Annotated in this window: 23 protein-coding genes; 19 read left to right on the forward strand and 4 right to left on the reverse strand. The window is 66.4% G+C overall.

Features of this window, described 5'->3' with window-relative positions; genetic code table 11:
* The first annotated feature begins 264 nt into the window (after window positions 1-264).
* The 6 genes from RS899_RS28300 (at window position 265) to RS899_RS28325 (ending at window position 6,071) form a co-directional block, all read left to right on the forward strand.
* Entirely contained in the window at window positions 265-885 is a 621-nt protein-coding gene (locus tag RS899_RS28300) for a CDP-alcohol phosphatidyltransferase family protein (RefSeq protein WP_037017143.1), read from the forward strand.
* A gap of 65 nt (window positions 886-950) precedes the next feature.
* A complete protein-coding gene (locus tag RS899_RS28305; RefSeq protein ID WP_315808601.1) occupies window positions 951-2,708 on the forward strand; it encodes a bifunctional alpha/beta hydrolase/class I SAM-dependent methyltransferase in 1,758 nt (585 codons plus the stop codon).
* An 11-nt stretch (window positions 2,709-2,719) separates the two neighbouring features.
* On the forward strand, window positions 2,720-4,060 hold the full coding sequence (locus tag RS899_RS28310; RefSeq protein WP_315810479.1) for a phosphatase PAP2/dual specificity phosphatase family protein: 1,341 nt from the start codon (window positions 2,720-2,722) through the stop codon (window positions 4,058-4,060).
* Window positions 4,050-4,496, forward strand: a complete 447-nt coding sequence (locus RS899_RS28315) for a hypothetical protein (protein ID WP_233296988.1) — start codon at window positions 4,050-4,052, stop codon at window positions 4,494-4,496. Before RS899_RS28310 ends, RS899_RS28315 begins: the two co-directional genes overlap by 11 nt.
* A 14-nt stretch (window positions 4,497-4,510) precedes the next feature.
* Window positions 4,511-5,140 carry a lysophospholipid acyltransferase family protein gene (locus tag RS899_RS28320; protein ID WP_024766296.1) on the forward strand — a complete coding sequence of 210 codons (630 nt, stop codon included), beginning with the start codon at window positions 4,511-4,513 and terminating at the stop codon, window positions 5,138-5,140.
* Between the two features lies 1 nt (window position 5,141).
* Entirely contained in the window at window positions 5,142-6,071 is a 930-nt protein-coding gene (locus RS899_RS28325) for a phosphatidate cytidylyltransferase (protein WP_315808602.1), read from the forward strand.
* 176 nt (window positions 6,072-6,247) lie between these two features.
* Here the strand turns inward: RS899_RS28325 and flgA are convergent, their stop codons facing one another.
* Complete coding sequence (gene flgA / locus RS899_RS28330) at window positions 6,248-6,811, reverse strand: flagellar basal body P-ring formation chaperone FlgA (RefSeq protein WP_315808603.1); 564 nt, start codon at window positions 6,809-6,811, stop codon at window positions 6,248-6,250.
* Window positions 6,812-7,120: 309 nt separating this feature from the next.
* Here flgA and flgB point away from each other — a divergent pair, with 309 nt between their 5' ends.
* The 12 genes from flgB to RS899_RS28390 all read left to right on the forward strand — a co-directional run bounded on the left by flgB (window position 7,121) and on the right by RS899_RS28390 (window position 17,657).
* Entirely contained in the window at window positions 7,121-7,486 is a 366-nt protein-coding gene (gene flgB, locus RS899_RS28335; RefSeq protein WP_054909518.1) for a flagellar basal body rod protein FlgB, read from the forward strand.
* Window positions 7,487-7,490: 4 nt separating this feature from the next.
* Window positions 7,491-7,919, forward strand: coding sequence for a flagellar basal body rod protein FlgC (gene flgC, locus RS899_RS28340; protein ID WP_024766301.1), 429 nt, complete (start codon window positions 7,491-7,493; stop codon window positions 7,917-7,919).
* Window positions 7,919-8,590, forward strand: a complete 672-nt coding sequence (locus RS899_RS28345; RefSeq protein ID WP_024766302.1) for a flagellar hook capping FlgD N-terminal domain-containing protein — start codon at window positions 7,919-7,921, stop codon at window positions 8,588-8,590. The genes flgC and RS899_RS28345 overlap by 1 nt, the downstream gene beginning before the upstream one ends.
* A 35-nt stretch (window positions 8,591-8,625) precedes the next feature.
* A complete protein-coding gene (gene flgE, locus RS899_RS28350; protein ID WP_315808604.1) occupies window positions 8,626-9,813 on the forward strand; it encodes a flagellar hook protein FlgE in 1,188 nt (395 codons plus the stop codon).
* A gap of 9 nt (window positions 9,814-9,822) precedes the next feature.
* Window positions 9,823-10,551: a flagellar basal body rod protein FlgF gene (locus RS899_RS28355; RefSeq protein WP_024766304.1), complete on the forward strand. Its 729-nt coding sequence runs from the start codon at window positions 9,823-9,825 to the stop codon at window positions 10,549-10,551.
* Between the two features lie 27 nt (window positions 10,552-10,578).
* On the forward strand, window positions 10,579-11,364 hold the full coding sequence (flgG, locus tag RS899_RS28360; protein WP_024766305.1) for a flagellar basal-body rod protein FlgG: 786 nt from the start codon (window positions 10,579-10,581) through the stop codon (window positions 11,362-11,364).
* Between the two features lie 2 nt (window positions 11,365-11,366).
* Window positions 11,367-12,029: a flagellar basal body L-ring protein FlgH gene (gene flgH / locus RS899_RS28365; RefSeq protein WP_037016153.1), complete on the forward strand. Its 663-nt coding sequence runs from the start codon at window positions 11,367-11,369 to the stop codon at window positions 12,027-12,029.
* A gap of 39 nt (window positions 12,030-12,068) precedes the next feature.
* Complete coding sequence (locus RS899_RS28370) at window positions 12,069-13,148, forward strand: flagellar basal body P-ring protein FlgI (RefSeq protein ID WP_139093104.1); 1,080 nt, start codon at window positions 12,069-12,071, stop codon at window positions 13,146-13,148.
* The gene (locus RS899_RS28375; protein ID WP_233296991.1) at window positions 13,148-14,188 is read left to right on the forward strand and encodes a lytic transglycosylase domain-containing protein; all 1,041 of its coding nucleotides are present in this window, start codon (window positions 13,148-13,150) and stop codon (window positions 14,186-14,188) included. Before RS899_RS28370 ends, RS899_RS28375 begins: the two co-directional genes overlap by 1 nt.
* Window positions 14,185-15,552, forward strand: coding sequence for a flagellar hook-associated protein FlgK (gene flgK / locus RS899_RS28380; RefSeq protein ID WP_054909522.1), 1,368 nt, complete (start codon window positions 14,185-14,187; stop codon window positions 15,550-15,552). Before RS899_RS28375 ends, flgK begins: the two co-directional genes overlap by 4 nt.
* A 23-nt stretch (window positions 15,553-15,575) precedes the next feature.
* Window positions 15,576-16,490: a flagellar hook-associated protein FlgL gene (gene flgL, locus RS899_RS28385; RefSeq protein WP_024766309.1), complete on the forward strand. Its 915-nt coding sequence runs from the start codon at window positions 15,576-15,578 to the stop codon at window positions 16,488-16,490.
* Between the two features lie 120 nt (window positions 16,491-16,610).
* Window positions 16,611-17,657 carry a hypothetical protein gene (locus RS899_RS28390; RefSeq protein ID WP_315808605.1) on the forward strand — a complete coding sequence of 349 codons (1,047 nt, stop codon included), beginning with the start codon at window positions 16,611-16,613 and terminating at the stop codon, window positions 17,655-17,657.
* A 281-nt stretch (window positions 17,658-17,938) separates the two neighbouring features.
* Here the strand turns inward: RS899_RS28390 and mdtI are convergent, their stop codons facing one another.
* Together mdtI and RS899_RS28400 are read right to left on the reverse strand one after the other, a co-directional pair.
* Window positions 17,939-18,268: a multidrug/spermidine efflux SMR transporter subunit MdtI gene (mdtI, locus tag RS899_RS28395; protein WP_045213270.1), complete on the reverse strand. Its 330-nt coding sequence runs from the start codon at window positions 18,266-18,268 to the stop codon at window positions 17,939-17,941.
* Window positions 18,262-18,621 (reverse strand): multidrug efflux SMR transporter, encoded by a 360-nt coding sequence (locus RS899_RS28400; RefSeq protein ID WP_315808606.1) that lies wholly within the window; start codon window positions 18,619-18,621, stop codon window positions 18,262-18,264. The genes mdtI and RS899_RS28400 overlap by 7 nt, the downstream gene beginning before the upstream one ends.
* A gap of 471 nt (window positions 18,622-19,092) precedes the next feature.
* Here RS899_RS28400 and RS899_RS28405 point away from each other — a divergent pair, with 471 nt between their 5' ends.
* A complete protein-coding gene (locus RS899_RS28405; protein WP_175405596.1) occupies window positions 19,093-20,751 on the forward strand; it encodes a SulP family inorganic anion transporter in 1,659 nt (552 codons plus the stop codon).
* 184 nt (window positions 20,752-20,935) lie between these two features.
* Here RS899_RS28405 and RS899_RS28410 read toward each other — a convergent pair whose 3' ends face one another.
* Entirely contained in the window at window positions 20,936-21,730 is a 795-nt protein-coding gene (locus RS899_RS28410) for an ABC transporter ATP-binding protein (RefSeq protein WP_315808607.1), read from the reverse strand.
* Window positions 21,731-21,732 lie beyond the last annotated feature (2 nt).

The following is a 21,732-nucleotide window of genomic DNA, read 5'->3' on the forward strand; positions in this document are numbered from 1 at the left end:
TGCTGAAGGGGTAAGGCGACAGCTCGCGGGGAAGGATTAAGGGCGCTGGAAAAATTTTTGGCGCGGGGATTCCGACGGTGCCGGCAGTCGCGCCGCCGGCATCGACGTGCACGGTCATGTGTCCTTTTGCCTGGGATCGTTCATCTATCTTCTTGAGACATGTCTGACAGCCCCGACGCCGAGGTGCAGCTAAGCTCCCCAGGTCCACAAGGCTGTGGATAGTTCGTGTGAACCGCTCCGTGCGAACCCCGAGAAAGGAACCTCATGATCTCCGTCTACCAGCTCAAGTCCCGTTTCCAGAACCTGCTCCGCCCCCAGGTCACCCGTCTCCACGAGCGCGGCGTTACCGCCAACCAGGTGACGCTGGCCGCCTGCGGCCTGTCGCTGCTGGTGGCGCTCAGCGTCGCGCTGCTCGCCAGCCACGCCTGGATATTCCTGCTGATCCCCCTGTGGATGTTCCTGCGCATGGCGCTCAACGCCATGGACGGCATGCTCGCCCGCGAGTTCGGCCAGCAGTCGAAGCTGGGCGCCTACCTCAACGAACTGACCGATGTGATCGCCGACAGCGCGCTGTACCTGCCGTTCGCCCTGCTGCCGGGCGTGACCCCGGCGTTGGTGGTGCTGGTGGTGCTGCTGGCGATGATCAGCGAATACGCCGGGGTGCTGGGCGTGATGGTCGGCGCCTCGCGGCGTTATGACGGGCCGATGGGCAAGAGCGACCGCGCACTGTGCTTCGGCGTCTTCGGTGCAGGCGTGGCCAGTGGACTGCTGCCGCTGTCCTGGCTCGACCCGCTGCTGGTGCTGCTGGCGCTGCTGCTGGTGCTGACTATCGTCAACCGGGTGCGCCAGGGGCTGGCTGAACAGAAGGAACAACAGGCCGGCTGAACAAGGGCCTGTCGTGTCAGGAAGGGGACAGGACTGTCCCGCAAGCCATCGAAACAGAGGAAGTTATGCGCGAGTCTTCGAATCACCATTTCATCACCCACGACGGCGTCGAGCTGTTCTATCGCCACTGGCCGGCGGTGCCCGCCGACGATGAGCCGCGCCGCGCGGTCGTGCTGTTCCACCGGGGCCACGAACACTCCGGCCGCATCGGCCACCTGGCCGACGAGCTCGACCTGCCCGGCTTCGACGTTTTCGCCTGGGACGCCCGCGGCCACGGCCAGTCGCCGGGAGCGCGGGGCGATAGTCCAAGCTTCGGCACCAGCGTTCGCGATGTACAAACCTTCGTCGAGCACATCGCTGCCACCCACGGCATCGCCATCAGCGACATGGCCGTCGTGGCGCAAAGTGTCGGCGCGGTGGTCGCGTCCACCTGGGTCCACGACTACGCCCCGCCGATCCGCAGCCTGGTGCTCGCTTCGCCGGCGTTCAAGGTCAAGCTCTACGTGCCCTTCGCCCGGCCGGGCCTGAAGCTGGTTAGGGCGTGGCGCGGCAACTTCTTCGTCAACAGCTACGTGAAGGCGAAATTCCTCACCCACGATCCCGAGCGCATCGCCTCCTATGACAGCGACCCGCTGATAGCCAAGGCGATCTCGGTGAACGTGCTGCTGGGTCTCTACGAAGCGGCTGATCGCGTGGTCGCCGACGCCCAGGCGATCCAGGTGCCTACCCAGCTGCTGATCTCCGGTTCGGACTTCGTGGTGCACCGCAAACCGCAGCAATGTTTCTTCGACAACCTCGGCACGGCGCGCAAGGAACTGCACATCCTGCCCGGTTTCTTCCATGACACCCTCGGCGAGCTGAACCGCGAGCAGGCGGTGACCCGTGCCCGGCGCTTCATTCTCGAATGCTTTGCCCGCGCGCCGGAGCGCCCGGACCTGCGCGACGCCGATCGCTTCGGCTACACCTGCGCCGAAGCAGAAGCCCTGGCGAGCCCACTGCCCAGCTGGTCGATCCGCGACCTCTACTGGCGCGCGACCCGCGCCAACATGCGCCTCGGCCGGTTGCTGTCGGACGGCATCAACCTCGGTTTCCAGACCGGCTTCGATTCCGGCAGCACGCTGGATTACGTCTACCGCAACCAGCCCGCCGGCGCGGGGCCCGTGGGGCGGATGATCGACCGCACCTACCTGGAGTCCGCCGGCTGGCGCGGCATCCGCCAGCGCAAGGTGCACATCGAGGAACTGCTGCGCCTGGCCATGGCCAGCCTGCGCGAGCAGGGCCGCGAGGTGCGCATCCTCGATATCGCCGCGGGCCACGGGCGCTACATTCTCGAAGCGCTGCAGGGCGTCGAGCCGCTGCCGGAAAGCGTGCTGCTGCGCGACTACAGCGAACTGAACGTGCGCGAAGGCTCTGCGCTGATCGAGCGCCTGGGGTTGAAGGAGCGTGCGCGCTTCGTCCAGGGCGATGCCTTCGATGGCGCTGACCTGGCCGCTGTAGAGCCGAAACCGAGCCTGGCGGTGGTGTCCGGTCTCTACGAGCTGTTCGCCGACAACGCCATGGTCAGCGGCTCGCTGGCCGGCCTCGGCGCAGCGGTGGAAGAGGGCGGCTACCTGATCTACACCGGCCAGCCCTGGCACCCGCAGCTGGAGCTGATCGCCCGCGCCCTGACCAGCCACCGCGCCGGACAGGCCTGGGTGATGCGCCGCCGCACGCAACTGGAGATGGACCAACTGGTCGAGGCGGCGGGCTTCCGCAAGCTGGCCCAGCGCATCGACGAGGACGGCATCTTCACCGTGTCGCTGGCGCGCCGGGAGCGCCGTTGATGGGCGCAGCGATGCCGCCGCGCGAGCCCGGCGTGTTTCGCCGGGCGGTGATCTGGCTGCTGTGCCTCGCGCCGTTCTTCTTCGCCAGCTACGGCTTCGCCAACTGGGTGACGGGGCAACGCGAGACGGTCGGCGTGCTGGTGTTCGACTGGGAACGCGGCATGCCGTTGTGGCCATGGACGATCATTCCGTATTGGTCGATCGACCTGCTTTACGGCTTGTCCTTCCTGCTGCCACGCACCCGCCGCGAACTGGACAGCCACGGCTTGCGGCTGCTCACGGCGCAGGTGATCGCGGTCAGCTGTTTCCTGCTGTTCCCGCTGCGCTTCAGCTTCGAGCGCCCGGCGCTGGACGGCCTGTTCGGCTGGCTGTTTGACGTGCTGATGGGCTTCGACAAGCCGTTCAACCAGGCGCCCTCGCTGCATATCGCGTTGCTGGTGGTGCTCTGGGCGGCCTACGGGCGCTACGCCAGCGGGGTCTGGCGCTGGCTGCTGCATGGCTGGTTCGCGCTGATCGGGCTGTCGGTACTGACCACCTGGCAGCACCACTTCATTGATGTGCCGACGGGTGCCCTGGCCGGTTTCTTCTGCCTCTGGCTGTGGCCACGGGAAGGGCGTTCGCCGCTGGCCGCCTGGATGCTGAGCACCGATCCGCGGCGACTTCGACTAGCCGTCTTCTACGCCATCGGCGCGGCGCTTTGCGGGATGTTGGCGCTGAGTGGAGATGGCATCTGGCTCTGGTTGTGCTGGCCGGCGGTATCGCTGGCGCTGGTTGCGCTGTGCTACCTGGGCATCGGCGCGGAGGGCTTCCAGAAGCGCGCGGAGGGCCGGCACTCGCTGGCTGCCTGTTGGCTGCTGGCGCCTTATCGGCTGGCCGCCTGGATCAACTCCCGCGCGTGGACGCGCCAGCACCCGCAGCCCGATGAGGTGCTGACCGGGCTCTGGCTGGGTCGCCTGCCCGGCACGGCGGAGCGCAAGGCGCGGCCCGAGCTGGGGGTGCTCGACCTGTGCGCAGAGCTTCCCTGCACTGCGCATGACGATCGTTACGCGAGCCTGCCGCTGCTCGACCTGATTGCGCCCAGCGTCGATCAGTGTCGACTGGGCGCCGCCTTGATCGACGAACTTCGCGCGCGTGGCCCGTTGCTGGTCTGCTGCGCCCTGGGTTATTCGCGCAGTGCGACGGTCCTGGCCGCGTGGCTGCTGTTATCTGGCCAGGCGGCCACGGTCGGGGACGCGGTGGCGCAGATTCGCCGCGCGCGTCCACACATCGTGCTCAAGGCCGAACAACTGGCGGTGCTGGCGCAGGTCGCCGGGCAGCCGCAACTATCACGAGAGGTGAGTCATGTCGGTTGATCCGGGCCTGATCCTGGTGGCCAGCCTGCTGCGCCGCGGCAGCAGTCTCAATGGGTTGTCTTCGGCGCTGACGGTGCTCGCGCTGGCGCTGGGCTTCTATGGCGCGCTGATGGCCAGCGCCACGCTGGCGTTCAGCCTGAGCATGGCGCTGCTGGTGCTGCTCGGCCTGGTGCAGAAGTTCTACGCCATGCGTGTGGCGCTGGACGCCGATCTGTTCGAGGCCATGGCTAACGCCGGAGAGGCGCTGCCGGAGAAAACCCGGCAACTGGACGATGCCCTGGCCACCTATGTCGGTGTGCCCGCGGAAATGTCCGGTCGCACCTGGAGCGAGCGTAGCCGTGGCGCACTGAAACTCCTGCGTCGGCAGGTGATGCTGTGTGCGGTGCAGTGGCTCGTTGCGCTGCTGTGCCTGATCGCCCTGACTTTCCAATCCTGAGGAACGCCCCCGCAATGCTGGAACGACTGTTCGCCTACGCCATCATCGCCGGTGCCCGCGCGGTGACCGGCCTGCGCAGCCTGTGGATCGGCACCACGCCGATCCCGGCGCAGCGCATCTACTACGCCAACCACAGCAGCCACGGCGACTTCGTGCTGCTCTGGGCCTCGCTGCCGCCCGAACTGCGCGCGCGTACGCGCCCGGTCGCCGGGATGGACTACTGGGGCAAGGGCGGCCTGCGCGGCTTCATCATCAACCGTGTGTTCCACGGCGTGCTGATCGACCGCACGCGCGGCGCAGAAGGCGGCAATCCGCTGGAGCCGGTGGAGCAGGCGCTGGCCGACGGCGATTCGCTGATCCTCTTCCCCGAGGGCACGCGCAACCTCGACGAGGAGGTGCGCCTCTTGCCCTTCAAGAGCGGCATCTATCACCTGTCCAAAGCGCATCCGCAGGTCGAACTGGTGCCGGTATGGCTGGACAACCTCAGCCGCGTGATGCCCAAGGGCCGCGCACTGCCGTTGCCGCTGCTGTGCACCCTGAGCTTCGGTGCGCCGCTGGCGGTGCAGGAGGGCGAGGCCAAGGACGCCTTCCTCGAACGCGCCCGCGAGGCGCTGCTGAAACTCGCCGCGCCGGAGGGTCGCTGAGATGAACCAGACCTGGCTGCTGTTCGCCGGTATCGGCGGCATCCTCGTTCTCGCCTCGCTGGTCGGCGCGGTGCTGCGCTGGCGCGCGCCGGCGGGACCGCACGTGGTGATCGACAACCTCAACGCGCGGATCAATGCCTGGTGGGTGATGGTCGCGGTGATCGGCTGCGCCTTCGCCCTCGGTTACTGGGCGGTGATCCTGCTGTTCTATGGCGTGTCGTTCTACGCCCTGCGCGAGTTCCTTACGCTGATGCCGACCCGGCGCAGCGACTACCCGGCGCTGGTGGCGGCCTTCTACTTCGTGCTGCCGATGCAGTACCTGCTGATCGGCATCCAGTGGTACGGACTGTTCTCCATCTTCATTCCGGTCTACGTGTTCCTGCTGCTGCCGATCCTCGCTTCGCTGGGCGGCGACTCCAAGCACTTCCTCGAACGCGCCTCGAAGGTGCAGTGGGCGCTGATGCTGGCGGTGTTCTGCATCTCCTACGTGCCGGCGCTGCTGACCCTGAACATCGAGGGTTACGAGGGCCGCAACCTGTTGCTGATCGCCTTCCTGGTGATCGTCGTGCAGTTGTCGGACGTGCTGCAGTACGTCTGCGGCAAGCTCTTCGGCAAGCGCAAGATCGCCCCCAACCTGTCGCCGTCCAAGACCCTGGAAGGCTTCGTCGGAGGCGTGGCGCTGGCCACGCTGATCGGTGGCGCGCTGTGGTGGATTACCCCGTTCGCCTTCTGGCAGGCGTTGCTGATCGCACTGATGATCAACATCCTCGGCTTCTTCGGCGGCCTGGTGATGTCGGCGATCAAGCGCGACCGCGGGGTGAAGGACTGGGGCCACATGATCGAAGGCCACGGCGGCATGCTCGACCGCCTGGATTCTGTGTGCTTCGCGGCGCCGGTGTTCTTCCACTTCGTGCGGTATTGGTGGACCTGAGGCGGTTTCTGTAGCGGCGGGCTCCGTCCGCGATGAGCAATCTGCCGTGCGGTTCGCGAGCAAGCTCGCTCCTACGAAGAGCACGCTGGAGCGACCGGCTTACTGTAGGAGCGAGCTTGCTCGCGAACGATCGCCGCACGGGCTCCACCCATCCTGCGTAAAGTGGTCCGCAGCACTCAGAAGATGCTGCTCACCTCTCCCGAGGCCAGTACCTTTGCGTCGATGACCTTCTGGCTGCGCAGGTTCTTCACCCGGATCACCTCGTCCTGCTTGCCGTTGGCCAGCGCCTCGCCGGCGGCGCTGGCCTGGATGCCGTCCTGGCTGGCGACGATCTTCACCTGCTGGCCGCGGCGCACCAGCAGCGCGCCGTCGAGCAGCGCCGGGCTCAGCGGCTGGTCGGTGCGGATGCGTCGGCGAGCGGTCTTGCCGGTGACCTCATCGATGCGGGTGAAGTAGCCGCGCGAGCTCTTGCCGATCTCCAGCGGTGCCAGTTTCAGCTGCCCTGGCTCCAGCGTCCGGCCGCGCTCGATCTCGTCGCTGGCGACCACGGCCGGCAGGAACACCGCGGGCTGGCTGGTGAAGTAGACCGGCCAGCCGGGCTGCCCCACGCAATTGGCCTCCAGCCGGCGCCGGGCGGTGGCCGAGGCGGGTGCTTCGCTCTCGCGCAATTGCGGCTCGCTCGGGCAGGCCGGCAGCTTGGCCAGGCTGTTGGGTAGGTTGTTGGCGACCCTGAAGGTCATGCCGTTCCAGCCTTGCTTTTTCGCTTCGCTCTTCAGTTCGCTGGCGATCAGTCGCTGTGCGGCGGCGTCGAGTTGCGCGCGGGCATCCTGCGCTTGCGCAAGAGCGGGAAGGAGGACGAGGAAGCAGGCGGAAAGCGCTTTTCCGCATACCCCGGTGTGGCGCGCGAAAAGCGGAAACGACGCGTTGCGCCCGCGTTTTTTTGTTTCAATAAACGCCTTGTAAATCAACGACATGAAGCGACCTTCAGGGGTCGGCATGCTTTGTGCTGAATGGCCACGCACGCCGAACGATGAGAATGGGTTGCGGGAATGAGTATACGGTTTGACGAGACCCTGGGTCTCCACGAGAGAGCCCTCTCGCTGCACATGCAGCGCAGCGAAATCCTGGCCTCCAACCTGGCCAACGAAGACACCCCCGGCTTCAAGGCGCGGGACATCGATTTCGCTGCCGAGATGCAGCGCCAGGGCAACCCGTCGGCATTGCTGGCCAGCGCAGGCCCGCAATCGATGGAGCTGAAGTACCGCATTCCCAACCAGCCTTCCCAGGACGGCAACAGCGTCGAGCTGGCCACCGAGCAGGCGGAGTTCTCGCGCAACGCGATGGATTTCCAGACCAGCCTGACCTTCCTGACCATGAAATTCCGCGGCCTCAAGCAGGCCATCGAGGGACGCTGACGCCATGGCATTCGATTCCATCTACCGCATCGCCGGCTCGTCGATGAACGCGCAGACCGTGCGCCTGAACACCGTGGCCAGCAACCTGGCCAACGCCGACTCCGCGGCCGCCAGGCCCGACGACGTGTACCAGGCGCGCAAGCCGATGTTCGCCGCCGTCTACGACAACGACCAGCTCACCCGCAGCGCCGGCATGGGCGGCGCCCACGTGCAGGTGCTCGACGTGGTCACCTCCGGCCGCGCCCCGCAGCGCCGCTACGAGCCGGGCAGCCCGCTGGCCGACGCCACCGGCTACGTCTACTACCCCGACGTCAACGAGATCGAAGAGATGACCGACATGATGTCCGCCACCCGCAGCTTCGAGACCGGTGTGGAAGTGCTCAACCGGGTGAAGAGCATGCAATCCAGCCTGCTGAAACTGGGAGACGCCTGATGAGCACGGTGAACAACGACACCAGCGGTACCAGCACCAACGGCACGTCGTCCGGCACGCCCAAGCAGGCGGTGAATCTCGGCGAGATGGGCGACATGGAGAACAGCTTCATCACCCTGCTGGTCGCCCAGGTGCAGTACCAGGACCCGACCAAGCCGGTGGACAGCACCGAGTTCATCAACCAGTACTCGGCCATGGCGCAGGTGAAGAGCATGCAGAACATGACCACCCTGCAGCAGAACAACCTGGTGCTGATGGACAACCTGCAGACCCTCACCGCCGCCGGCCTGGTCGGCCAGGAAGTGAAGGTCAGCGCCGACAGCCTGCAACTGGACGGCGACAAGGTCAGCGGGCAGATCAACCTGGAACACGCCTCGGCCACCACCGTGCTGCAGCTCACCGATGCCAACGGCGTGCGCACCGACATCACCCTCGGCCCGCAGGAGCCGGGCGCCGTGCCCTTCACCGTGGACCCCGAAGCGCTCGGCCTGAAGCCGGGCAAATACAGCCTCGCAGTGAAGACCGAGAGCGGCGAGACGCCGGGCATCGAAGTGTCCGGGTTGGTTCATAACGTCCGCGTCAGCGCCGACGGCCCGGTCCTGGAAGTCGCGGGCGCCGGCTCCGTGCCGTTCTACAAGATCGTCGAATTCAGTCAGGGCCAGGCCGCCTGAGCGCCTGTTCCCCCCACTTAGGATGAGCTAACGCCATGAGCTTCAACATCGCCCTGACCGGCCTGAACGCGGTGACCCAGCAACTGGACACCATCAGCAACAACATCGCCAACTCCGGCACCGTCGGCTTCAAGTCCTCGCGCACCGAGTTCGGCAGCGTCTACGCCGACAGCAAGGGCATGGGCGTGGAAGTCACCGGCACCACCCAGAGCATCAGCCAGGGCGGCTCGCTGGTGTCGACCAACCGCAACCTCGACCTGGCCATCTCCGGCGGTGGCTTCTTCGTCGTCAAGAGCGGCAACGGCGACACCCAGTACACCCGCGCCGGGGTGTTCAGCCAGGACAACGCCAACTACCTGATTAACGCCACCGGCCAGCGCCTGCAGGGCTACCCGACCGACGCGGCCGGCAACCTGCTGGTGGGTACCGTCTCCGACCTGCAGGTGAAGACCGCCAACCTGCCGGCCAAGGCCACCGACAAGCTGGAATTCGTCGCCAACCTCGACTCCAACGAGAAGGTGCCGACCGTCGCGCCGTTCGACCCGCAGAACGTGGCGACCTACAACTCCACCTACACCAGCAAGATCTACGACTCGCAGGGCAAGGAACACACCCTGACCCAGTACTTCGTGCTGACCGGCAGCAACACCTGGGACGCGCACTACGCAGTGGATGGCAATGCCGTCGGCGCCACCCAGTCGCTGACCTTCGCCCCGGACGGCTCGCTGTCCACGCCGATTGCCGCGGTGCCGGTGAGCTTCAACCTGCCGGGCGTCAACCCGATGAACATCGCCCTCGACTACACCGGCACCAGCCAGTACGGCTCGGACTTCGTCGTCACCACCAACCGCACCACCGGCTATGCCGCGGGCGAGCAGACCGGCATCGCGGTGGAGAACGATGGCAAGGTCTACGTCAACTACAGCAACGGCCAGCGCATGCTGCAGGGCCAGGTCGCGTTGGCCAACTTCGTCAACAGCGGCGGCCTGCAGAACCAGAGCGGCACCGCCTGGACCGAGACCTCCGCCTCCGGCGCCCCGCTGATCGGCGTGCCCGGCATCGGCCAGTTCGGCTCGCTCTCGGCCGGCAACCTGGAAGGCTCCAACGTCGACATCACCCAGCAACTGGTGGGCCTGATGGAAGGCCAGCGCAACTACCAGGCGAACACCAAGGTGATGACCACCGACAAGGAACTCACCCAAGTGCTGTTCTCGGCCATTTAAGGAAATCCCATGGATCGTCTCGGCTACACCGCGATGACGGCGGCCAGCCGCAGCATGTCTGCGCTGGACATCCGCGCCAACAACCTGGCCAACGTCAACACCCCCGGCTTCCGTGCCGACCTGGAGCACGCCACCGCCGTGGACGTGAGCGGCGCCGGCTACGACAGCCGCCACCTGGCGCGCATCGAGAGCAGCGGCGTCGACATGAGCGCCGGGACCCTGATGGCCACCGGGCGTGACCTCGACGTCGCCATCCAGGGCCAGGGCCTGCTCGCCGTGCAGAGCGGCAACGGCGAGGCGTACACGCGCCAGGGCAACCTGGAGATCGACGCCGACCGCCAGCTGATGATCAACGGCCGCGCCGTGCTCGGCGAAGGCGGCCCGATCACCCTGCCGGAGTACGACGCCATCGCCATTGGTAGCGACGGCACCATCTCGGTGATGCCGCGCGGCGATTTCATGATGACCGACGTCGACCGCCTCAAATTGGTGGACGCACCGGCCGCGTCGCTGGTGAAGAACGCCCAGGGCCTGCTGGTCAGCAAGGACGGCCAGAACGTCGCTGCCAGCGACGACGTGCGCCTGGTCTCTGGGCACCTGGAGCAGAGCAACGTCTCGGCCATCGACCAGCTGGTGGGCACCATGAGCCTGAACCGGCGCTTCGAGACCCAGGTGAAGATGATGAAGGCCGCCTCGGATCTCGCCGAGGCCGGCGACCGCATGATCCGTGGCGGCTAACGCGCGGCGCGCAGACAGGAGCACAACATGAGTTCGGCACTTTGGGTCAGCAAGACCGGCCTGGCGGCACAGGACACCGCGATGTCCACCGTGGCCAACAACCTGGCCAACGTCAACACCGTCGGCTTCAAGAGCGACCGCGCGGTGTTCGAGGACCTGTTCTACCAGGTGCAGCTGCAACCCGGCGCCCAGGCTGACCAGGTCAACACCGTGCCGTCCGGCATCCAGCTGGGCAGCGGCGTGCGCGTCGTCGGCACGCAGAAGGTGTTCACCGAAGGCAGCATGCAGACCACCGGGCAACCGATGGACCTGGCCATCGTCGGCAGCGGCTTCTTCCAGGTCGAGGCGCCCAACGGCGACACCTACTACACCGAGAACGGCCAGCTGCAGCTGAACAACGAAGGCATGGTGGTCAACGCCCAGGGCCTGCCGCTGACGCCGAATATCGAAGTGCCGGCCGGCGCCAGCCGCTTCACCGTCGGCAGCGACGGCATCGTCACCGCCATCCTTCCCGGCGAGACGCTGCCCACCGAACTGGGCCAGATCACCCTCGTCAGCTTTACCAACCCGGCCGGTCTGGAAGCCCTCGGTGGCAACCTCTACAAGGAAACCGCCGCCAGCGGCGAGCCGCAGGAAGGCACGCCGGGCGAGGAAGGCCTGGGCACGCTCAAGCAGGGCGTACTGGAAGGCTCCAACGTGCAGGTGGTGGAAGCGATGGTGAACATGATCGCCATCCAGCGCGCCTACGAGGCCAACGCCAAGGTGCTCGACGCCGCGTCGGGCATGCAGCAGTTCCTCAACCAGACGGTCTGACCATGACGCGCCTTGCCCTGCTGCTCGCCCTGGCGCTGCTCGCCGGCTGCCAGAGCTTCAACGAGATGCTGCCGGACGAGGATTCCTCGCTCTACCAGCCGCCGGAGCTGGACTACAGCCTGCCGCCCACCACCAGCGGCGGGCTGTTCCGCTCCGGCTACGGCGGCTCGCTGCTGCGCGACAAGCGCGCCATCGGCGTCGGCGACATCGTCACCGTGGTACTCAGCGAGTCCACCCAGTCGAGCAAGAGCGCGGGCACCAGCTTCGGCAAGAAATCCAGCCTGGACGTGCCGGTGCCGACCATCCTGACCAAGGAGTACGGCGGCCTGGAAACCTCCGCCACGGCCAACCGCGATTTCAACGGCTCGGCGAAAAGCTCGCAGCAGAACACCCTCACCGGCTCCATTGCGGTGACCGTGCACAAGGTGCTGCCCGGCGGCGTGCTGCTGGTGAAGGGTGAGAAGTCGTTGCGCCTGAACCAGGGCGACGAGTTCATCCGCCTCACCGGCCTGGTGCGCCTGGACGATATCAACCGTGCCAACCAGGTGTCCTCGCAGAACGTCGCCAATGCCAAGATTTCCTACGCCGGCCGCGGCGTGCTCAACGACAGCAACTCGGCCGGCTGGCTGACGCGCTTCTTCACCCATCCGCTGTTCCCGATGTAAGCAGGCGAGCACTCCATGCGTAGAAATCTTTCCCGCCTGATGGCGCTGCTCTGCCTGTTCTGGCAGGCCGAGGCGCTGGCGATCCCGCTGCTCGACCTGGTCGACATCGAGGGCGTGCGCGAGAACCAGCTGATCGGCTACGGCCTGGTGGTTGGCCTGGACGGCACCGGCGACAAGAACCAGGTGAAGTTCACCAACCAGTCGGTCGCCAACATGCTCAAGCAGTTCGGCGTGAACCTGCCGCCGAACGTCGACCCGAAACTGAAGAACGTCGCCGCCGTGAGCGTCACCGCCAGCGTGCCACCGTCCTACAGCGCCGGGCAGACCATCGACGTCACCGTGTCTTCGCTGGGCGACGCCAAGAGCCTGCGCGGCGGCCTGCTGCTGATGACGCCGCTGCAGGGTGTCGATGGCGAAGTCTATGCGCTGGCCCAGGGCAATCTCGTGGTCGGCGGCCTGCATGCGCAGGGGCAGAGCGGCTCCAGCGTATCGATCAACAGCGCCAACAGCGGCCTGATCCCCAACGGCGCGACCATCGAGCGGATGATTCCCAGCGACTTCACCCAGCGCCCGGACGTGATGCTCAACGTGCGCAAGCCCAGTTTCCAGACCGCCACCCAGGTGATGAACGCGGTGAACGAGCGCTTCGGCTCCGGCACTGCCACTGCGCTGGACGGCACCAGGGTGTCGGTGCGTGCGCCGGTCAGCAGCGCCCAGCGCACCAGCTTCATGGCCATGCTCGAAGGCATGGAGGTGCAGGAAGGCCGCACCCGGCCCAAGGTCGTCTTCAACAGCCGCACCGGCACCGTGGTGGTCGGCCAGGGCGTGCGCGTGAAGGCCGCCGCCGTGGCCCACGGCACGCTTACCGTGACCATCAGCGAGAACCCCCAGGTCAGCCAGCCGGGGCCCTTCTCCAACGGCACCACGGCGGTTACGCCGCAGTCGGACGTGTCGGTCAGCCAGGACAAGAAGCCGATGTTCAAGTGGCCTGAAGGTACCAGCCTGGAAAGCATCATCAATACGGTGAACAGCCTGGGCGCGACCCCGGACGACGTGATGAGCATCCTCCAGGCGCTGGAGCAGGCCGGCGCGCTGAACGCCGAGCTGGTGGTGATCTGATGAGCATCACCTCGCTCAACCGTCCCATCGTGCCGACCGGCCAACCCGGCGAGTCGCCCGAGGCGATCCGCCGCGAGCAGTTGCAGGCGGCCTCCGAGCAGTTCGAGGCGATGTTCCTGCAACAGATCCTCAAGCAGATGCGCAAGGCCGGCGACGTGCTCTCCGCCGGCAGCCCGCTGCGCAGCCGCGACCTCGATACGATGCGCGACTTCTACGACGAAGCGCTGGCCGAGCACCTGGCCTCGCGCAAGCAGACCGGCATCGCCGACCTGCTGGTGCGCCAGCTTTCCGCCGAGCCGACCGATAGCGCCGAGCCCGTCGCGCTTGCCGATGGCGGCGAGGCGCTGCGCCGGCCTTCGGTGTCCAGCCGCAACCCGCTGGTGGATACCTGGCAGCGCGGGGTGGACCGCCTCGCCCACGCCTGGCAGCAGGGCAGCGCCGGTTTCCGCACGCTGGTGGACAGCGTGATCGGCCAGGAGTCCGGCGGCGACGCTGCCGCCGTCTCGCCCAAGGGCGCGCGCGGCCTGATGCAGCTGATGCCCGATACCGCCCGCGAAGTCGCCGGCGAACTCGGCCTGCCCTACGACGAACAGCGCCTGACCAGCGACCCCGCCTACAACAAGGCGCTGGGTAGCGCCTACCTGGGCAAGATGCTCGACCGCTACGACGGCCAGCATGTGCTCGCCCTGGCCGCCTACAACGCCGGCCCCGGCAAGGTGGACGAGTGGCTGAAGAACAATGGCGACCCGCGCAGCGGGCAGATCGGCATGGCCGACTGGGTGCGCAGCATTCCCTACGACGAAACCCGCGACTACACCCTCGGCGTACTCCGCCGTGTGCGTGAGGCCCAAGCGCCGGCGCGGATCCCCGGCAGCGGCCTGTCGCCGGAGAGCGGCCTGAAGCACGCGCCGCAGGAAGGATTTAAGCGCCACGCCGATTCCGTCGCCTATCAGGGGCAACAGCCTGAATTTGTTTCCCGACCGGCCTCGGCAGCGTTCGCCCAGCCGATCCGCATCGAGTCGAAGGAGAGTGCGTCTTGAGTATGTTGAGCCAGATCGGCTACAGCGGCCTGCGTGCGGCGCAGATTGCCCTGGCCACCTCCGGGCAGAACGTGGCCAATGCCAACACCCCCGGCTTCAGCCGGCTGAGCCCGATCCTTGCCTCGCTGGCCGGTGAAGGCGGCCTGAACGTCGGCGGCGGCGTGGTGGTGACCAGCATCCGCCGCATGGCCAACGACTTCCAGAACCAGCAGCTGTGGCGCGCCACCACCGAGCAGAGCTACTACGACAGCGGCCAGCAGTACCTGTCCGCGCTGGAAGGGCTGATGGGCGGCGAGGGTTCGAGCATCAGCGTCGGCCTCGACAACTTCTTCGCCGCGCTCAGCGAGGCTACCGCCACGCCCGGTTCGGTTGCCCTGCGCCAGCAGATCATCAACGAGACCAAGAACCTCGCCCAGCGCTTCAACGGCCTGTCCGGCAACATCGACAGCCAGCTGCGCGCCCTGCAGGAACAGCGTGGCGCCATGGTCGGGGAGATCAACGGGCTGACCGCCAACCTGGCGGCGCTGAACAAGCAGATCGTCGAGGTCGGCTCCTCCGGCGGCGACACCACCGCGCTGCGCGACCACCGCGAGAGCCTGGTGGCGGATCTGTCCAAATACGCCTCTATTCGCGTCAACGAAGTGGCCGACGGCTCGCTCACCGTGTCGCTCGCCAATGGCCAGCCGCTGGTGGCCGGCAACTCCGCCGGCCAGCTGGCGATCAGCCGCACCGCCAGCGGCGAGCAGGAAATCGCCCTGACCTTCGCCGGCACCAGTTTCCCGCTGGCCCAGGACGGCATGGGCGGCTCACTCGGCGCCTTGTACGACACCGAGTACGATTCGCTGCGCCCGAACCAGACTGCCCTGCACGAGATGGCCGGCCAGTTCGCGCAGATGGTCAACGACACCCTGGCGGGCGGCTTCGACCTCGATGGCAACGCCGGCCAGGCGCTGCTGACCTACAACGCCGGCAGCACCACGGCGATGCTCTCGCTCAACGATCTCAAGCCCGAGCAGCTGGCGCTGTCCGACACCGCTGGCGAGTCCGGCAACAACGTCAACCTGCTCAAGCTGCTCGACCTCAAGGGCCAGAACATCACCCTCTCCGGCAGCCAGGTGACGCTCAACGATGCCTTCGCCGGGCTGCTCGGCAAGGTCGCCAGCGCCAGCCGGCAGAACCAGGCCGACCAGAAGACCGCCACCACTGTGGCGGCCCAGGCGCAAGCCAGCCGCGATAGCGTCAGCGCGGTCAGCCTGGATGAAGAGGCGGTCAACCTGATCACCTACCAGCAGGCCTACCAGGCCAACATGAAAGTCATCAGCACCGCCAAGGAGCTGTTCGACTCGATGCTCGCGGCCTTTTAAAGGCCATTGCGAAGGAAAGCAGAATGCGCATTACCAACGCACAGATCACCGCGCTGATGGGCGGCTCGATGAACAGCAACTCGGCGGCCCTGGGCAAGCTGATGCAGCAGATGTCCAGCGGCCAGCGCATCCTCCAGCCGTCCGACGACCCCATCGCCAGCGTGCGCATGCTGCGCATACAGCGCGAGGAAGCGAGCCTGGCGCAGTACCGCACCAACATCGGCAACGTCTCGGGCAACCTGTCGACCCAGGAAACCAACCTGCAGGCCACCTCCGATGCGATGCTCAACGTGCGCGACCTGCTGCTCTGGGCGGCCAACGGCTCCAACACCGGCGGCGACCTCAACGCCATGGCCGGCGAGCTGGAGAATATCGAGAAGACCATCGTCAGCTTCGTCAACGTGCGCGACGAAGAGGGCCGCTACCTGTTCTCCGGCACGCTCAGCGACACCGCCGCCGCGACCTACGAACCGCTGACCGACAGCTACGTCGCCACCGGCAACGACAAGTCGCGCCAGGCCGCCGTGGCCAACGGCGTACAGGTGGAAGAGAACGTCACCGCGCTGGGGGTGTTCGGTAGCAACATGGACTTCCTCAACCAGCTGCACGCCACGGTGAAGATGCTCAAGGACCCGGCGCTGGATGTCACCGACCCGGCGGTGCACGCGCAGATCACCGCGACCATCGACAGCCTCGACAGCGCCCACGATGGCGTGCTCGGTGCCATCACCGAGCTGGGCGGCCGACAGAACACCCTGACCATGCTCAATTCGAGCAACGAGGAAGTCTCGCTGGTGAACCAGAAGATCAACGGCGAGCTGTCGCAGCTGGACTACGCCGGCGCCAGCATCGACCTGAACACCTACCAGCTCGCGCTGCAGGCCACGCAGAAGACCTACCTGAAGCTCAACGACCTGTCGCTGTTCAGTCGCCTGTAAGTTTCTTCGTAGGGGCTCCGCACGTAGGTCTGGACGCCAATCGGCGGATCGCCCCTACTTTTTATTCCGCCTCCGCCCGGCCCTTGCGTCGGGCGGAGGCACATCGGTGCAGAGGTCACCATGAAGGTCATCAAACAACTGCCGGCCGCCGCCGTCTTCGACCCTAGCGCCCGCCGTGACGTCATCCTGCCGGCCGCCGGCGAGCGGCAGAGTGCCCTGCGCAAGGGCGAGGACAAGGGTGAGAACGCCGCGCAGATGGCGCGCGGTGCGCAGAAGAGCGGCAGCTTCAACCTGCAGCTCAACCAGCAGTTGTCGTCCATGCAGTCCGCCGACAGCTACCTGGGCGACCTGCAGGACCGCCTCGGCGGCCTCAAGCTCAACCTCAGCCGCGAACTCAGCGCGCCGCAATCCCAGGACCGTGAGGGCGTGCGCCAGGCTACCCGGCAGGTCAACGAGCTGCTGGAACAGCGCGCCCAGCGCTCGGACGGCAGCCTCGACGCCAACTTCCGCCTGCGCCTCAACGAGCCGGTGCGCAGCCGTTTCAGCCTGGAGGGGCTGGAATCGGTGGACGCGATCCAGCGTTCCGGCAAGGAAACCCTGCTGTTCAGTGCTGGCCGCCAACTCGCCGAACCGGCGGCGGTGGTCCTGGACGACGGCATGAGTACCGAACAGGTGCTGCGCCGCTTCAACGCGACACTGGGCCAGGCCGGCATCCGCGCCGAACTCGATAGCGACGGCGCGCTGAAATTCTCCGCACCCGAGGCCGACTGGCAACAGCTCAAGGGCCAGTTGGCGGTGCAGGGCGAGGGCAAGCTGTTTGCCAAGGGCAAGAACACCCGGCTGAAAAGCCAGGAAGAAGGGCTACTGGCATTCCCCACGGAGACCAGGACCGATGCTTTCCGCGAGCAGCGCCAGTTGCTCGATTCGGTGGTCTCGGCGCTGGATCGTATCGGCGGCCTGCGCGATCAGTTGCGCCACCGCCAGGACGACATCCGCGACTTCCTCGACCGCCACGCCAGCGAGGACGAGCGCCAGTGGGCACACGCCTTCGCCGCCTCGATGCTCGACCGAATGGGCCGCAGCGCGACGCATTACAGCGCAGCGGCGCAGACAGTGGTGGCGCAGGCGAATCTCAGCCGCTTTGCGGTAGTCAGCCTGCTGGCGTGATTCGCGTGGGTCTTTCGTAGGGCGGATAACGCGCCAGCGTTATCCGCCGCGAACATGCCGGCGGATAACCTGTTCCAGGTTATGCGCCCTACGATCCTGATACGCCGGCGCAAGGGCTGTTCGCGAGCAAGAACTAGGCGTCCCCCTCGATCCAACAAGGGGCATCCACTCCGTCAGGATTTCTGTAGGAGCGAGCTTGCTCGCGAACCGCACGGCACCCTCTTCAAGACAACAAAAAAGGCGGAGCCCAGCTCCGCCTTTTTAGTCCCGAGCGCCAGCAGTCACGCCAGCTTCAGCAGGCCCATGCCCAGCACCAGCATCGCCAGGCCGACCCAGCCGCGCCATACCAGGCGCTGGCCGAACAGGGCCCAGCCCATGGCAACGGTGGCGAGGATGCCGAAGCCGCCCCAGATGGCGTAGGCAACCGACAGTTCGATGCCGCGTACCGCCTGCGACAGCGCGGTGAATGCGCCCAGCACGCAGAGGATCGAGGCCACGCCGATGGCGCGTTTGCGGAAGCCGTCGGAGTACTTCAGCAGCAGGTTGGCGATCACTTCCAGGACGATGGCCAGGCCCAGCCAGGCCATCGGAATCAGGTCATGGTTCAGCATGTCACCACCTCCAGGTTCTTCTCACGCGGGGTGGTGCGGGTGCCGGATTTCACCAGCAGGATACCGGCGATCATCACGGCCAGGCCCAGGGCCTTGTCCAGGCTCAGGTGCTCGCCGAGGAAGAAGGCGCTGACCAGGGTGATCAGTACGATGCCGATGCCTTCCCACAGGGCGTAGGCCACGCCGACCGGCACATGCTTGATGGCCAGCGACAGGAAGTAGTACGACAGGCCGATCATTACGTACATCAGCAGCAGACCCGCGATCGGGTACAGCGCATGGGTGAATTTCATCGAGGTGGTGCCAACGACTTCAAAGCCGATGGCGGCAAACAGATAGATCCAGGAACGCATGGTGGAGCCCTCCCACGGGCAGCCGCGCGCAGTCTCGCTAAGAGCATCCTTGCACGGTTTCGGTTCGGGTTTCGTGGCGCCGACTCGGGCGGCAATCACCTATGAGTGTTCGCCGCACTTGGCACCACCAACAGGTAGCAGCCGAAGGGAGGAGCTAGAGGTCGCCGGTCCAGTGGCGCTCGCGCGACACCAGGCGGGAAGTGGGGAGAGGTAGAGCTTTTATGTTCAACATAATGAACATATTGTGCCAAATTTCAGGTCACCTGGCAAATCGACGGCCTCTATTCCGGGGCGAAACGCCCATATTTCGGCATTTCAAAAGCCTGCTGGAAGCAGCGTGCCGTCAGGGTTGTGCAATATTTTGTTCACTCTGTTTCGCCTGCGACAGCACGCCACAGTCATGACCTGCGCCAGGCCGTTTTCCGCTCCGGCCTGTTAGCATCCAGCATCGATATCCCGTCGGAGACTGTGATGATCGCCTTGCGAGAAGCCTGGAAGGCCGGACTCTTTGGCCGCGAACACTGGACGCGCAACCTGGTGGCCGGCGTCATCGTCGGGGTGGTCGCGCTGCCGCTGGCGATGGCGTTCGCGATTGCCAGCGGCGTGAAGCCGGAGCAGGGCATCTATACGGCGATCTTCGCCGGCGCCCTGGTTTCGCTGCTGGGCGGCAGCCGGGTGCAGATCGCCGGGCCGACCGGCGCCTTCATCGTCATTCTCGCCGGGGTCACCGCCAAGTACGGCGTCGACGGCCTGCAGATCGCCACGCTGATGGCCGGTGCGATCCTCGTGCTGCTGGGCGTCAGTCGCCTGGGCAGCATCATCCGCTTCATCCCTGCACCGGTGATCGTCGGCTTCACCGCCGGTATCGGGGTGATCATCTGGGTCGGCCAATGGAAGGATTTCTTCGGCCTTCCCGCCGTGACCGGCGAACACTTCCACCAGAAGCTCTGGCACCTGATCCAGGCCCTGCCGCAACTGCACCTCGCGACGACCCTGCTGGCGCTGCTGAGCCTGGCTCTGGTGCTGTTCACCCCGCGCATCGCTGCGTTGCGCCGAGTCCCCGGCCCGCTGGTGGCGATGGTGGTGGTGACGGCGATCCAGTCACTGTTCCATTTCGACGGCGTGGCCACCATCGGCAGCGCCTTCGGCGGCATTCCCCAGGGCCTGCCCAGCTTCAGCCTGCCGGAAGTGACGCTGCCGCGCGTGCTCGAACTGATCGGCCCGGCTTTCGCCATCGCCATGCTCGGTGCCATCGAATCGCTGCTCTCGGCGGTGGTTGCCGACGGCATGGCCGGCACCCGTCACGACTCCAACCAGGAGCTGATCGGCCAGGGCATTGCCAACCTGGTTACCCCGCTGTTCGGCGGCATCGCTGCCACCGGCGCCATCGCGCGCACCGCGACCAACATCCGCAACGGCGGCAACAGCCCGCTGGCCGGGATCACACATGCGGCCACGCTGGTGCTGATCCTGCTGTTCCTCGCGCCGCTGGCCTCGAACATCCCGCTCTGCGCGCTGGCGGCGATCCTCTTCGTGGTGGCCTGGAACATGAGCGAGGCGCGGCACTTCCTGTTCATGCTCAAGCGCGCCCCGCGTGCGGACGTGGCGATCCTGCTGGTGACCTTCCTGCTCACGGTGTTCAGCGACCTGGTGATCGCGGTGAACATCGGTGTGATTCTCGCCATGCTGCACTTCCTGCGGCGCATGGCGTCCTCGGTGGAAGTACACGCCGACGACGGCCCCGAGCTGGACGTGGAGCTGCGCGGCCGTGGCCTTGGCGACCTGCCGCCGGGGGTGCTGGTGTACAGCATCGAGGGGCCGCTGTTCTTCGGCGCGGCGGAGACCTTCGAGCGCGCGCTGGCCAAGACCCATACCGACCCGAAGGTGCTGATCATCCGCCTGCGCCACGTGCCGTTCATGGACATCACCGGCCTGCAGACCCTGCAGGAAGTGATCGAGCAACTGCAGCGCCGTGGCATCGAAGTGCGGCTGTGCGAGGCCAATGCGCGGGTGCTGGGCAAGCTGCGCAAGGCCGGGGTGCTGGAGGAGATCGGGGCGGGGTATCACCCCGATTTCCCGGCGGCGCTTTCCGCTGCCAGCTCGGAGGTCGCCGGCGAAACACGGACGTAGGATGGGTGGAGCTTGCGATACCCATCGCCATCGGTGGGGCTAATCGATGGGTATCGCTGCGCTCCACGCCATCCTACGTTGACGCATCTCCTGATGCTCGGTGATTGCGTAGGGCGAATAACGCCCCAGGCGTTATCCGCCGATGGCGGATAACCCGTTCCGGGTTATGCGCCCTACTCGATCATCAGCCGTGCATCAGTTCGGCCAGCAACTCTTCCTTCAACTTCGCCAGCACCGGCTCCCCGCGCTCGCGCGGATGCGGCAGGTCGACCCGCACCTCATGGCGAATCCGCCCCGGCCGCGCGTCCATCACTACCACCCGGTCGCCCAGGTACAGCGCTTCCTCCACATCATGAGTGACCATGATCATGGTGCTGCGCTGCTGCACCCAGATGCGTTGCAGTTCGTGTTGCAGGCGCACGCGGGTGAGGGCGTCGAGGGCGCCGAAGGGTTCGTCGAGCAGCAGTACCTTGGGTTGGGTGATCAGCGCGCGGGCGATGGCCGCGCGCTGCGCCATGCCGCCGGACAGCTGGTGCGGATAGGCCTGCTCGAAGCCGGTCAGGCCGACCAGCTCCAGGTGCTCGGCGACCCGCTCGCGCTTTTCGGCGCGGCTGAGCTTCTGGTTCTTCAGCGCCAGGGCGACGTTGTCTTCCACGGTCTTCCAGGGGAACAGGCGGTGGTCCTGGAACACGATGCCGCGTTCCAGGCTGGTGCCGGTCACGGTCTGCCCGTCGAGCAGGATGCGCCCGCTGTAATCGTTTTCGAGGCCGACGATCAGCCGCAGCAGCGAGGATTTTCCGCAGCCGCTGGCGCCGACGATGCTGACGAATTCGCCGGGGCGTACGTCGAGGGAGATGTTCTCCAGCACCGGCAGGCTGCGGCCATCGATGGAATAGGCCTTGCTCAGGCCCTGGATGGCCAGCGCGCCCGATTGCGCCTGCTGGGCGGGAAGGATGGCGGGGTCGAGGATCGCGTTCATGA

The organism is Pseudomonas sp. C9-3, assembly GCF_032392015.1.
Lineage (GTDB): Bacteria > Pseudomonadota > Gammaproteobacteria > Pseudomonadales > Pseudomonadaceae > Pseudomonas > Pseudomonas nitroreducens.

Excerpts from the sequence above, each read along its gene's own strand:
- flgG (WP_024766305.1), top strand. The coding sequence starts at position 10,579 with ATGAGTTCGGCACTTTGGGTCAGCAAGACCGGCCTGGCGGCACAGGAC.
- flgB (WP_054909518.1), top strand. The coding sequence starts at position 7,121 with ATGAGTATACGGTTTGACGAGACCCTGGGTCTCCACGAGAGAGCCCTC.
- flgE (WP_315808604.1), top strand. The coding sequence starts at position 8,626 with ATGAGCTTCAACATCGCCCTGACCGGCCTGAACGCGGTGACCCAGCAA.
- RS899_RS28305 (WP_315808601.1), top strand. The coding sequence starts at position 951 with ATGCGCGAGTCTTCGAATCACCATTTCATCACCCACGACGGCGTCGAG.
- RS899_RS28345 (WP_024766302.1), top strand. The coding sequence starts at position 7,919 with ATGAGCACGGTGAACAACGACACCAGCGGTACCAGCACCAACGGCACG.
- RS899_RS28390 (WP_315808605.1), top strand. The coding sequence starts at position 16,611 with ATGAAGGTCATCAAACAACTGCCGGCCGCCGCCGTCTTCGACCCTAGC.
- mdtI (WP_045213270.1), bottom strand. The coding sequence starts at position 18,268 with ATGCTGAACCATGACCTGATTCCGATGGCCTGGCTGGGCCTGGCCATC.
- flgC (WP_024766301.1), top strand. The coding sequence starts at position 7,491 with ATGGCATTCGATTCCATCTACCGCATCGCCGGCTCGTCGATGAACGCG.
- RS899_RS28355 (WP_024766304.1), top strand. The coding sequence starts at position 9,823 with ATGGATCGTCTCGGCTACACCGCGATGACGGCGGCCAGCCGCAGCATG.
- flgL (WP_024766309.1), top strand. The coding sequence starts at position 15,576 with ATGCGCATTACCAACGCACAGATCACCGCGCTGATGGGCGGCTCGATG.
- RS899_RS28400 (WP_315808606.1), bottom strand. The coding sequence starts at position 18,621 with ATGCGTTCCTGGATCTATCTGTTTGCCGCCATCGGCTTTGAAGTCGTT.
- RS899_RS28405 (WP_175405596.1), top strand. The coding sequence starts at position 19,093 with ATGATCGCCTTGCGAGAAGCCTGGAAGGCCGGACTCTTTGGCCGCGAA.
- RS899_RS28315 (WP_233296988.1), top strand. The coding sequence starts at position 4,050 with ATGTCGGTTGATCCGGGCCTGATCCTGGTGGCCAGCCTGCTGCGCCGC.
- flgA (WP_315808603.1), bottom strand. The coding sequence starts at position 6,811 with ATGACCTTCAGGGTCGCCAACAACCTACCCAACAGCCTGGCCAAGCTG.
- RS899_RS28300 (WP_037017143.1), top strand. The coding sequence starts at position 265 with ATGATCTCCGTCTACCAGCTCAAGTCCCGTTTCCAGAACCTGCTCCGC.
- RS899_RS28375 (WP_233296991.1), top strand. The coding sequence starts at position 13,148 with ATGAGCATCACCTCGCTCAACCGTCCCATCGTGCCGACCGGCCAACCC.
- RS899_RS28320 (WP_024766296.1), top strand. The coding sequence starts at position 4,511 with ATGCTGGAACGACTGTTCGCCTACGCCATCATCGCCGGTGCCCGCGCG.
- RS899_RS28370 (WP_139093104.1), top strand. The coding sequence starts at position 12,069 with ATGGCGCTGCTCTGCCTGTTCTGGCAGGCCGAGGCGCTGGCGATCCCG.
- RS899_RS28325 (WP_315808602.1), top strand. The coding sequence starts at position 5,142 with ATGAACCAGACCTGGCTGCTGTTCGCCGGTATCGGCGGCATCCTCGTT.
- RS899_RS28310 (WP_315810479.1), top strand. The coding sequence starts at position 2,720 with ATGCCGCCGCGCGAGCCCGGCGTGTTTCGCCGGGCGGTGATCTGGCTG.
- RS899_RS28410 (WP_315808607.1), bottom strand. The coding sequence starts at position 21,730 with ATGAACGCGATCCTCGACCCCGCCATCCTTCCCGCCCAGCAGGCGCAA.
- flgH (WP_037016153.1), top strand. The coding sequence starts at position 11,367 with ATGACGCGCCTTGCCCTGCTGCTCGCCCTGGCGCTGCTCGCCGGCTGC.